The organism is Frankia sp. AiPa1, assembly GCF_023243075.1.
Classification (GTDB): Bacteria; Actinomycetota; Actinomycetes; order Frankiales; family Frankiaceae; genus Frankia.
Genome location: NZ_JALKFZ020000141.1, coordinates 92,069 through 103,325, shown reverse-complemented (window position 1 = coordinate 103,325; position 11,257 = coordinate 92,069). Strand labels below are relative to the sequence as shown.

At 72.2% G+C, this 11,257-nt stretch carries 11 protein-coding genes and 1 riboswitch; of the genes, 7 read left to right on the top strand and 4 right to left on the bottom strand.

Translation table 11 applies throughout. The features are described 5' to 3' along the window. Nucleotides 1-233: 233 nt before the first annotated feature. Nucleotides 234-689 (bottom strand): hypothetical protein, encoded by a 456-nt coding sequence (locus MXD95_RS15560; RefSeq protein ID WP_250641389.1) that lies wholly within the window; start codon nt 687-689, stop codon nt 234-236. On the opposite strand from MXD95_RS15560, the gene MXD95_RS15555 reads away from it, so the two are divergent. Beyond that, nucleotides 676-1,074, top strand: coding sequence for a DUF4232 domain-containing protein (locus tag MXD95_RS15555; protein ID WP_250641383.1), 399 nt, complete (start codon nt 676-678; stop codon nt 1,072-1,074). The two genes, MXD95_RS15560 and MXD95_RS15555, sit on opposite strands and share 14 nt — an antisense overlap. 39 nt (nt 1,075-1,113) lie before the next feature. Here MXD95_RS15555 and MXD95_RS15550 read toward each other — a convergent pair whose 3' ends face one another. Further along, nucleotides 1,114-2,307, bottom strand: a complete 1,194-nt coding sequence (locus MXD95_RS15550) for a thiolase family protein (protein WP_250641343.1) — start codon at nt 2,305-2,307, stop codon at nt 1,114-1,116. A gap of 134 nt (nt 2,308-2,441) precedes the next feature. After that, on the bottom strand, nt 2,442-2,978 hold the full coding sequence (locus MXD95_RS15545) for a DUF309 domain-containing protein (RefSeq protein WP_250641342.1): 537 nt from the start codon (nt 2,976-2,978) through the stop codon (nt 2,442-2,444). A 499-nt stretch (nt 2,979-3,477) separates the two neighbouring features. Between MXD95_RS15545 and MXD95_RS15540 the strand changes: the two genes are divergently transcribed. Together MXD95_RS15540 and MXD95_RS15535 are read left to right on the top strand one after the other, a co-directional pair. Then, nucleotides 3,478-4,965, top strand: a complete 1,488-nt coding sequence (locus tag MXD95_RS15540) for an amidohydrolase family protein (protein WP_250641341.1) — start codon at nt 3,478-3,480, stop codon at nt 4,963-4,965. Nucleotides 4,966-5,106: 141 nt separating this feature from the next. Next, on the top strand, nt 5,107-5,463 hold the full coding sequence (locus MXD95_RS15535; RefSeq protein ID WP_250641340.1) for a four-helix bundle copper-binding protein: 357 nt from the start codon (nt 5,107-5,109) through the stop codon (nt 5,461-5,463). A gap of 115 nt (nt 5,464-5,578) precedes the next feature. Here the strand turns inward: MXD95_RS15535 and MXD95_RS15530 are convergent, their stop codons facing one another. After that, complete coding sequence (locus MXD95_RS15530) at nt 5,579-5,785, bottom strand: putative quinol monooxygenase (RefSeq protein ID WP_250641339.1); 207 nt, start codon at nt 5,783-5,785, stop codon at nt 5,579-5,581. A gap of 356 nt (nt 5,786-6,141) precedes the next feature. Continuing rightward, nucleotides 6,142-6,319, top strand: a riboswitch (cyclic di-AMP (ydaO/yuaA leader). A 608-nt stretch (nt 6,320-6,927) separates the two neighbouring features. Here MXD95_RS15530 and MXD95_RS15525 point away from each other — a divergent pair. The 4 genes from MXD95_RS15525 (at nt 6,928) to MXD95_RS15510 (ending at nt 11,135) form a co-directional block, all read left to right on the top strand. Continuing rightward, a complete protein-coding gene (locus MXD95_RS15525; RefSeq protein ID WP_250641338.1) occupies nt 6,928-7,704 on the top strand; it encodes a peptidoglycan-binding protein in 777 nt (258 codons plus the stop codon). A 267-nt stretch (nt 7,705-7,971) separates the two neighbouring features. Then, the gene (locus MXD95_RS15520; protein WP_250641337.1) at nt 7,972-8,916 is read left to right on the top strand and encodes an AfsR/SARP family transcriptional regulator; all 945 of its coding nucleotides are present in this window, start codon (nt 7,972-7,974) and stop codon (nt 8,914-8,916) included. A gap of 63 nt (nt 8,917-8,979) precedes the next feature. After that, entirely contained in the window at nt 8,980-9,186 is a 207-nt protein-coding gene (locus MXD95_RS15515) for a lasso RiPP family leader peptide-containing protein (protein WP_250641336.1), read from the top strand. Nucleotides 9,187-9,203: 17 nt separating this feature from the next. Then, nucleotides 9,204-11,135, top strand: a complete 1,932-nt coding sequence (locus tag MXD95_RS15510) for an asparagine synthase-related protein (protein WP_250641335.1) — start codon at nt 9,204-9,206, stop codon at nt 11,133-11,135. The last annotated feature ends 122 nt before the right edge of the window (nt 11,136-11,257 follow it).

Here is an 11,257-nt window from a genome sequence, read left to right as displayed (position 1 = left end):
TCTGGTACTGCCGCGACCCGGCGCGGGTGAGGTCGGGGCGCCTCCGGCGGGCCAGCCCGAATGCCTGGTGTCACGCACCGTGACAGTGGGAATGATGGGTGGCGACGAGGATGAAGGATGGTGCCGGCCGCGCCGGCTCGGACATCGGTGATGATCCGAAGGGGTGCCGCACGAGCACTCCGGCGCCGCGCCCGACCGGGCGCCGGACTGGGGGAGGTCGCCATGCGCAGGTATCACCGGTATGGCAAGTCGTCCCGACGGGTGTACCCATCGGTGGTCCCCGGGAGCGGGGGTCCGGTGCCCGGGGGGAGTCGTTGGCCGATGTCCGGGGGGAGGCGTCCGCGGGCGCGGGCGGCATGGCTGGTCGCCGCCACCGCGCTCGTGGTCGTCGGCGCGGCCGGATGCGCCTCGGACAACGGGGGGAGCTCGGCGACGATCGCGACTGCCGGCGGCCCGCCGGCCTCGAGCGCGCGGAACGGGTCGGGGACGGTGACACCCGCCCCGGGCCCGCCGTCGCCGAGCGTGACCGCGGCCCGGGGCGGCACGGCGTCCGCGGGCACCTCTCGGACCTCGGGAAGCGCCCCGGCTTCGGGAGCTTCGGGAGCACACTCCCAGCCGGCCCGGTCGGGCAGCGGTGCCGGTGCCGGGTCGTCCGCGCGGTGCCCGGCCACAGCGCTGTCACTGAGCATCGCCGATCCCGAAGGGGCTGCCGGCAGCACCTACGAGCGGCTGGTGCTGACCAACACCAGCCGGGTGACCTGCACGCTGCTCGGCTTCCCCGGGGTGTCCTATCTGAACTCCGCGGGACACCAGGTCGGCGCGGCAGCCACCCGGACCGGGCCGGCCGCCGCGCCGCTCACCCTGGCCCCGGGCGGGACGGCCTCGGCCACCCTGCGCATCGTGCATCCCGGCATCCAGGAAGGGTGCGACCAGCCCGGCCAGACGACCGTCGTGACAGCGCTTCGGGTCTACCCGCCGGGGTCGCGCACGGCTCTGCGGCGGACGCTGTCGGACGAGACCGCCTGCACCTCCGCGTCCGTCCAGCAGCTGTCCGTCACCGCCCTCACCCGCTGACGGACCGGCGCCGCTGACCGGCACCGGTCCCGAAGCCGGTCAGAGGCGTTCGATGATGGTCGCGTTGGCCATGCCGCCGCCCTCGCACATCGTCTGCAGGCCGTAGCGCCCGCCGGTGGCCTCCAGGTGGTTGACCAGGGTGGTGAGCAGGCGGGTGCCCGAGCCGCCGAGAGCGTGGCCGAGCGCGATCGCGCCGCCGCGCGGGTTGAGCTTCGCCGGGTCCGCGCCGGTGTCGTGCGCCCAGGCCAGCGGGACCGGCGCGAACGCCTCGTTGACCTCGTAGGCGTCGATGTCGTCGATGGACAGGCCGGCCCGGGTGAGGATCTTGCGGGTGGCGGGGATGGGCGCGGTGAGCATCAGCAGCGGGTCGTCGCCGACGACGGCGAAGGCGTGGAAGCGGGCCCGGGGCCGCAGGCCGAGCTCCCGCGCCTTCGACGCGCTCATGATGAGCACGGCGGAGGCACCGTCGGTCAACGGAGACGAGTTGCCCGGGGTGACGTTCCAGCCGATCTCGGGGAACCGCTGGGCCCACGCCGGCGTGTGGAAGGCCGGCCGCAGCGTCCCCAGCTTCTCCACGGTGGTGCCGGGGCGCACCGTCTCGTCCACGAGATGGGTCGTGCTCGTGCCGTCAGGCCGGACGATCGGGACCGGGACGATCTCGGCGGCGAAGTCCCCGGCGGCGGCCGCGGCGGCGGCAAGCTGGTGGGAGCGGGCCGAGAACGCGTCGAGCGCGTCGCGGTCAAGCTTCCACCGGGCCGCGATGAGCTCCGCCCCGATGCCCTGAGACGCCAGGCCCTCGGGGTAGCGGGCATGTATTCCGGGGCCGAAGGGGTCCTGACCGGCGGTCTGGGAGCCCATCGGCACCCGGCTCATCGACTCCACCCCGCAGGCGATGACGATGTCGTAGGCGCCGGCGATCACGCCCTGGGCGGCGAAGTGGGCGGCCTGCTGGCTCGAGCCGCACTGGCGGTCGACGGTGGTGGCGGGCACCGACTCGGGGAAACCCGCGGACAGCAGGGCGGTACGCGCGATGTTCGCCGACTGCTCGCCGATCTGGGTCACACACCCGGCGATCACGTCGTCGACGAGCGCCGGGTCAAGATCGTTCCGGCTGACCAGCGCGTTCAGTACGGTCGCCAACAGCTGCACCGGGTGGACGGCCGAGAGCGCTCCGCCCGGCTTGCCCCGGCCCGACGCCGTGCGGACCGCGTCGACAATCACTGCGTCTTCCATCGGATCTCCTCGTCCACTTCAGTGGCCGGTCACCCGTCCACCTTCCCCCTCTTGCCGGAGTAACAAGTGCCGGTGTGTGAGCATTCCGGTGAGTCCATTGACGGGACTCAGCAAGCCGCAGTGACTTTATCGCATCATCGCACCAGACGAGGTGGACGCAGTGCAACTGTCGCCGCGGACGAGTCGATCTCCGTGGCCGAGGGTCGGTCGCCGGATCCGGCGCCTCCGTCGCGGGTGGCGGCCGCCAGACTGCCGTCCACGGCGGCGCGGGCAGTCTGTTCGCACCAGCGGACCAGGCCGTCCGCATCCACGCCATGTGGGCCGCGCCCGACATAGGGGCCGAGGCCCTCGGCCGCCCGCGCGAGCACCGTGACCCCACCCGGGACGTTTCCCCGAGCCAGATGGGTGAGGCCGACGGCCAGCTGCGTCAGTGACCGCCACAGCGCCCGATCATCGTCACCGGCGGCCTTCCAGGCGGCCTCGAGCACCTCGTGCGCCTGGAACGGGTGGCCGGTGTCGAACAGGTGCTGAGCGGCGGCAAGCGTCGCCGCGGGCGGCAGTGCGGCGGGCAGGTCGAGTGGCATGACCCCGGTGGCACCCGGTGTCAGCGGGCGGCCCAGCGCGTCGCGTGGCCGCTCGGGCTGGCGCCGAGGATGCGGTGATGTGCTCATCGGGACAAGTGTGACCAGGTGTGTGAGCCGCTGTCATCCCCAGTGATCGAGATCCCGTCGGAGCGGGGATCCCCACCTGACGCATTGCGTCAGAGAAGTGTGTTGGTTACCTTGGCGTGAGGGTAGGCGAGCCTGCGGTCGTCGGATTCGCGGGCGGGCGGACCCGGCGGCGCGCGCGGGCCGCAGCGATCGATGGTGGGAGGCACGGTGAGCGGGCGCACGAGGGTGGCTGCGGTGACACCGCGGCTGCGCGGCGCGCGGGCCGACGCACTCACCCATCGCCGCCACATCGACACCTGCCGCGTCTGCGCGACGGCCTGTCCCCGCTGACGTCTGCGGACTTCCGGGCTTCCTGACCGCCCGATCTGACCGGCCTGTCGGGCACGGCACTCATCGTGGTCGCCGGTTCCCGGCGACGGCACCGTGGCCGCGGTTCGGTCACGGTGCCGTCGCCGTCGGTGTCAGAGGCCGTCCACCCCACCCAGCAGGAAGTGGCGCCTTGTCTGAATTCCGGGCATCCTCGCCCTCGCCCAAACCGTCCCGCCCGACGGCTCCATCGGATGCCTCCGGCGGGCCCGACGCGGCTGTCCCCGCCAACGCCGCGGTTCCAGCTGACTCCGCGGTTCCAGCCAACGCCGCCGACGCTTCGTCAGCGCGGCGCGCGGAACGGGCGGCTCGCGACTTCACGCTGCGTGAGTGCCACCTGCTCGACGAGAGCGGGCGGTTTGGTGAGCCCTGTGACGTCGCGGTGCGTGACGGAGTGGTTCAGGCCGTCGGCGTGGGCCTGCCGCTTGAGCCGGACGCGTTCGACGTCGACGCGCGCGGTCTGTTCGTGATGCCGGGGGTGATCGACTGCCATGCCCACGTCACCCAGGCCACGTATGACCCGTTCGAGCTGGTCACCGCGCCGCTGTCGACCCGGTTCCTGCAGGCCGCCGAGGCGCTGCGGGCCACCGTGCTGGCCGGGGTCACCGGGTTGCGTGACGCCGGCGGCGCCGATGCGGGGGTGCGCGATGCCCTCGCGGCCGGGGTGGTGCCGGGACCGCGGCTCGTCGTGTCGGTGGTGGCGTTGAGCCGTACGGGCCGGCACGGCGACGGCGCCATCCTCGGACCCGGCCTCGAGTCCGCCGAGGACGTGCTCGGCCCGGACTACCCGGGCCGGCCGGCGCACTCGACGGATACGGCCGGTGATCTGCCCACGGCCGTGCGCGGTGTGCTGCGGGCCGGCGCCGACTGGGTGATGATCTATGCCAGTGGCGGGGTGATGTCCACCCGCCCCGGGCATGCCGACCTGCTGTTTCCCCCGGCCGAACTGGCCGCCGCCGTCGTCGAGGCCGCCCGGTTCCGCCGGCCGGTGATGATGCATGCCCTGGGCTCCCGGGCGGTCGAGGCGGCGGCCGGCGCCGGGGCGCGTTCGATCGAGCACGGGATCGGCCTCGATGAACGGGCCGCCGCCGCGATGGCGGCACGTGGGGTGACCCTGGTGCCGACCCTGTCGTCCTACCTGGATCTCGCTGCGCTCGCTGGCACCGGTGTCCTGCCCGGCTGGGCGGTCGAACGCGCCGAGGCGACCGCCGCCGCGCTCGCCGACACCATCGCGGTGGCCCGCGCGGCCGGGGTCCGCATCGCTGTCGGCAGCGATGCCCGGCACCGCAACCGCCATGGCGGCAACCTTGCCGAGATCAGTCACCTGCGCCGCGCCGGGCTCACCCCACCGGAGGCTCTGCTCGCCGCGACCGCGAACGGCGCCGCCCTGTGCGCGCCAGGCCAGCAGCGTGGTCGCCTCGCCCCTGGCTACGTGTTCGACGCGATCCTGTTGGACTCCGACCCGGGTGATCTGAGTGTGTTCGAGCACCGGAACGCGGTGCGTGGGGTTTTCACCGCCGGACGGGCAGTGCTCGCCCATCCGCGTCTTCCCCCGGCGCTCGCGCCGGGCCAGAGCGGACGGCACGTTCCCCAGACCACGGATCTCCCGGCCCTGTCGTGACGTTTCAGGAAACGTCGGAGACGTTAGACTGTCGGGATGCAGATTCGTTGACCAAAGCTATCGTCAGGGATGCCCGAACACCCGCCGCAGGCGGGTTCCGGGGCGGCGCCAACGCCGCCGCCCGCACACCGGAGGTGTCCCATGCAGCACACAGAAAAAATGCGCGAGTCCACGCGTAAGGCCATCGACGAATGCATGTCCTGTTCGGTGTTGTGCGAGGAGACCATCTCGTACTGTATGGACATGCCCGGCGCGATGATTGACGCGGCTGACATGCGCCTGATGATGGACTGCGCCGCCATTACCCGGACCTGCGCCGAAATGATGTGCCGCATGTCCCCGCTGCGCGCCGACATGTGCGCGATGTGCGCGCGCATCTGCGGGACCACCGCCGAGATGTGCGAGAAGATGCCGCGCGACGCGCAGCTTTCCCGGCTTGCCAAGGCCTGCCGGACGTGCATGGAAAGCTGCACTGCGATGGCCGGGGCCGCAGCCTGATCCGCGCGTTCCCCAGCCTCTGCAGTTCTGGTCACCTGCAGTTCTGACTGGCTATTCCTAGTGTACCGGCGGCGGTCTGTGGACGATGTTGTCCCGCAGGCCGCCGCCGGCTGTTCTAGCAGCTCACAGTGCCATTAGACGCGGCCAGCGCCGCGTCATCCGCCCCTTCCTCGACGAACACGAACCTCCCGGGGGCCTCGTGCGGCACGTAGAGCAGGCAACCCGCTTCCTGGTGAACCTGGGGGATGGCCGCGAGCAGGATCGCGCGGACCTCGTCGACCTGGTCCGGCCTGGGCACCATGGTCGCGACGACGACGGGCATGGCTGCTCTTTCGGTCCGGTTCGGCGGAACCGGGGTTGCGGGTGGACGGGCGCGTCGGCCGACCGGGCGATGCGCAGACCGTGAGTACGACGCCGGCGCGCTCACGCTCCGATCGTCTCGCGAGTCGCGTGCGGGCGCTCGATCAGGCCCAAGGCGCCGGGGCCACCGCTTCTCCCGTCCGGGTGGCGAGGTCGATGCGATGCGTCGCCGAGGCGGAAGATGATGTCAGATAGTACCTGCGCCACAGCTCTAGGCACGCATCGTCACGGATGGGTGGCTGGATTCGTACTGAACTAGTACTTGTCACTACCCTGAGTAGTTCGCTACGGTTGCCTGGCATCGACGCTTCGAGCCGACGCCGAGTTCTGCCCACGGCTCGAGGTCCCCTCCATGTCAGTTGGGCAGAAGCGGGGGAACCAGGTTCCTCTGAGCAGCCGCGTGATGGGCTGCTCTCGGGGTTAAGCCGTCCGTATACGGATGGCCGGACTTCCCGGTCCGCACCCGACAGCTAACCTCGCAGGCGTACGGGAAGGACCAGACGTTGCCTGCATTTCGGGAATGCCCGGCCGCTTCGGCTGCCGTGCCGACTCCCGCGAGATCGGTCACGATACTGTCTCGCGTTCTGTCCGAGTCGCCCGCCACCAGTCGCCTTCTCCGGCCGTGCCGCACGGTTCCGGCCTTTCTTCTCGGCCCGAGGTCCAGCGCGGCCCGATCGCTCTGTATGGACCCGCCACGCTGATCGGGGACCTCGCGCTGGGTTGCGCGGCATCCCGCGCGGCCTGAGGGCCGCGTTGCCTGCCTGGCCTGATGGTTCGGGTGACCCGTCCGTTCGGCGGCCCGGTCGCTCGCGCGGCCTGCACCTGACTGGCTCGGTCGCCCGAGCGGCCCGGGCGTCCGTCGGGCCTGAACGCCGACGGCGGCTGCCGCACGCGCCCACTCGCGGTCCATCCCGCTGAGCACAGATTCTCCATGCCGCTCGAATAAATGATCTCGGGCGGTGGTTACATCCTGCCCGCGTGTGGGTTTTCACAAATAAGTAATCCGTGCTGCCCATTTAAAAAAAAGATTCAGCCGGGCTCCTTGTGGCTGTCAGCAGTAATTCTGTGACCGTGCTCCACGACACCGAAACGAGATGTCAGAGAATGGCCAAGGGAAAGCATCGGAAGCCTTCGACCCAGCGTCGAGGCGCCACCGTCGCCGCGCTCGGCGTGCTCGGCGTGGGCGCCAGCATGTTCGCCACCGCGAATCCGGCCAGCGCCGCGACCGGCAGCAGGATCCCGGACTCCCAGATCGCCCGGGTCGCGGCGAACGCGGGTCTCGCCGGGTGCGGGGGAGCGTCGCTGTCGACCTGGGTCGCGATGGCCCTGGCGGAGTCGGGCGGCAACACCTACGCCCACGCCACGGTCGGTGAGGACTCCCGTGGACTGTGGCAGATCAACATGCGGGCGCACGGCGGCTGGGTGGGCGGGCGCAACCTGTACGACCCGGCGACCAACGCGTGGGCGGCCCGGCAGGTCTGCGCGAGTCAGGGCGTGCGGGCCTGGAGCACCTACACCAATGGCATGTACGCCCGGTACCAGACGCGGGGTGCCGCGGCCGCGGTGGCGGTGTCCGGCGGCCTGAGTGTGCGCTCGGTCTCGTACGCGCCTGCGAGCGCGCCGTCCTCGTCCTCGCCCTCGGCCTCGTCCTCGTCGTCGTCGTCGACGACGAGTGCCTACCCCTCGCTTGCCAGTGGGCTCGGCTGGCGTTCGGATGTCCAGAAGGTCCAGCAGCGGTTGGCGAACCTCGGGTACCCGATCGCCGTCGACGGCAAGTTCGGATACCAGACCAACCACATGGTCAAGGACTACCAGCTCAAGCACGGCCTGATCGCGGACGGCGCGGTCGGTCCGCGGACGCGCGCCCGGCTGGGGATCTGAGCGAATCCGCTGCGTATCTGCGTGTCCGACGCGTGGAAGGGACTACCCCAGTCGGGGTGGGGTACTTCCAGCAGCGGCCCAGACGGGTCGCCGGTCCCCGGGCGGTGGCGCGACATTCGGGGTCCGTCTGGTGAGGATCGCCCGTGTGCGGACGGTCCCCGACCGACGAGGATCATCATGGTCGACGGTGGCAGGTCGGCGCCGGGGAACAGTCCGGCGCCGGGGAACAGTCCGGCGCCCAGAGGCGGTTCGGGCGCTGGGTCCGGGATGTTGTTCGCCGCGCTCGGACCGCTGGAGGTGTGGCGGGCGCCCGGTGAACAGATCCGCATCGACCAGCGCAAGAAGCGGGTGCTGCTGCTCACCCTTCTGCTGCGCCCGGGCCGGTGGACGGCCGTGGAGGAACTGCGTCTCGCCCTGTGGCAGGACGTGCCGCCGCGCTCGGCGCTCGGCAACATCAAGACCTACCTGTCGGAGCTGCGGCACACGCTGCCTGGGCCCACGGGCGCACCGGGCCCGCGGGACGCGGTCATGGTGGTCGGCCCGCGGGCCTCGGTCCTGCGCCGGTCGGTGGGGCCTGGCCGCATCGAGAGCCGGCCGGGAGAGTACCGGCTGCTCGTGGACCCGGACGAGTTCGACGTGCTGCGGTTCGAGAACATCCTCACTCGCGCCCGCCAGGCGGTGCGGGATGCGCGGTGGCAGCCGGCCGCCGAACTGTTCGAGGAGGCGCTGGGCTGGTGGCGGGGCGACGCCTTCGACGAGTTGCCGGCCGAGATCGGCGCGGCGCAAGTCCAACGCCTGGAGGAGGCGCGCTTCGCCGCCCGGGAGGAGCTCATCGACACGCGTCTCGCGCTCGGGGAGACGGACGAGGTGCTGCCGCTACTGCGCGCGCTGACCATCGAGTTCCCGAACCGGGAACGCCTGTGGGCGCAGCTGCTGACCGCGCTGGAACGCAGCGGCCGGCGCGCTGAGGCGCTCGACGAGTACAGCGCGCTGTACCGACGGCTGGTCGCCGACCTCGGCATCGAACCCGGGGCGGAGCTGCGCCGCGTCCACCGGCAGGTGCTGGATTCCACCCCGGCTGCCCGGGCGTCCCTGCGGCCGACGCCGTCCGGCGCCGCGGGCCCGTCAGGCGGGTCGGGCGGGTCGAGTGCGCCCGGATCGTCGGTGGTCTCGGGAGCCGCCGGGCGAGGGCGCCCGGTGAACCGGCGCTGAACCCGTTCGGGGAATCCCTTGGGGTGTGACATCAGTGGATACCCGACCGAGAGGGGCCCAGACATGACTGCGACCTACGAACGCCCGCAGCTGTCCACCGCCGGCAGTTTCAGTGACGTCACCCGGGGCCGCTGGGGCTGGGGGCACGACTACTTCTACCGCCGGTTCGGCTATGACTACGGCTGCGACGGTGGCTGCGGGGGTGGAGGCGGATTCGGCGGCGCCGGAGTCGGCGGCGGGGGCTTCGTCGCCGGCGGGTTCTTCTTCTGAGCGCGGCGGGCAGCGAGGTGAGGACACCCGCGCGGTTGGGCCTGCCGGGCTGCTGGTTCGTCGTCCTGCCCGACCGTGACCAGGTGGTGGTGCCTGCCGGGGCGCACCGGGCGGTGCGTCACCACTCGAGCCGGCCCTGGATCGTCGGCGCCTGGCCTGACGATGCCATCGTCAGTGTGACGGCCGGGCGCCGCCGGATAGCTCTGGTTGGCTGTGCCGCCGTCCGGCCGAGCCGGCTGCTGGAACTGCTGGTCGCGGCCCGCGACGTGCACGCGCTCGACCTGGCCAGAGAGGTCGCCGGCGACTACCACGTGATCGCCGAGATCGAGGGGCAGCAGCGGATCCAGGGCACCGCGAGCGGCACCCGGCGGATCTTCACCGCTCGGATGGGCCCCCACCTGCTGGCCGCGGACCGCGCCGACATCCTCGCCGCTATGTGCGGCGCCCATCTGGATCGGACGGCACTGGCCCTCGCGCTGCTCGACCCGTCGCCGCCGTACCCGCTCGACGACCTGGTTCCGTTCACGTCCGTCGACGCGGTGCCGCCCGACCACTATCTGTGCGTGGGCCGGGACGACCGGGCCCGCACGGTGCGCTGGTGGCGGGCACCGGCGGCGGTGCGCAGCCGGGTGCAGGGCGCCCCGCTGCTGCGGGCGGCGCTTGCCGAGGCGGTGGCCGTGCGGGTCGCGGCGGGCCGGACCGTCAGCACCGACCTCTCCGGCGGTCTGGACTCGAGTGTGGTGTGCTGCCTGGCCACCCGGGGGCCGGCCGACGTCGTCGCCTTCACCGGAATGGCCCGGGACCCCGGCGACGACGACCCGTACTGGGCCGGGCGGCTCGCCGCATCGCTGCCGAACCTCGCCCGGGAGACCCTGCCGGCAGCCGAGCTGCCGCTGGTCTACGACCGCATCGACGAGCCGGACGGTCCGACGGACCGTCCGTTCGTCGGCATCGTCGACCGGGCGAAACTCCTGGCTGGTCTCGACCGCCTCGCGCTGTACGGCCCGCGCCTGCATCTGACCGGATTCGGCGGCGACGAGCTCGTCGGCGGCAACCCGAATCACCTGGCGGCGCTCATCCGGCACCGTCCGTGGACGGCGCTGCGGCATCTGCGCGGTTACCGGGCCCAGCAGGGCTGGCCCTGGGCGGCGAGCCTGCGTATGATGCGGTCCCGGGACTATCAGGACTGTCTGCGCGACATGGCCCGCACCCTCGGCGCGGCGCAGGCCGCCCGCGCCCGTGGCGCCGCGCGTCACGGCGGCTCCGGCGGTCCGGGCGCGCACGCCACGCCGCAGGGCCCCTGGCCGCGACGGTCCGCCCAGCGGTACCTCACGGCGCTGGACTGGACGCTGCCGCCGATCGTTCCCGGCTGGCTCACCGATGCTGCCCTGGACCTGGTCACGGAGGCCTTCACCACGGCGGCCGACCGGGCCCTGCCGCTCGCCGAGTCCAGGGCCGCGCATGCCGACCTGTTCACGCTGCGGGCGGGCGCCTCGGCGTTCCGGCTGTTCGACCAGATCGCGGGTCCGGTCGGTCCGCCGCTGTCCGCGCCGTTCTACGACGAGCGGGTCGTGCGTGCGGCGCTGGCCGTGCGTCCCGAGCAGCGGTCCACTCCCTGGGAGTACAAGCCGCTGCTCAAGGAGGCGATGCGCCCGGTGGTGCCGGCGGAGTGCCTGCACCGGCGCACCAAGGCCGACGCGTCCGCGGAGGAGGATCTGGGGCTGCGGGCCAACCGTGAGGTGTTGGTGAAGCTATGCGACGAGTCACCACTGGCCGAGCTCGGGTTGATCGATCCGGATCTGCTGCGCCAGGCCTGCCGACAGGGCATCGCGCCCGACCATCGCGCCGAAGCGCTGCAACCCACCATCGCCGCCGACGCCTGGCTGCGCGCCGTGACCGGCACCGGCACCGGCGAACAACCAGCGGCAGTGACGGGCCGGCGGCAGTGACCGGGAGAGTCGGCGACCGGGAGAGTCGGCGACCGGGAAAGTCGGCGACCGGGAAAGGCAGTGACCGGGAAAGGCAGTGACCGAGCGACGGGACCAGCGGGACGGGAACAGCGGGAGTGACG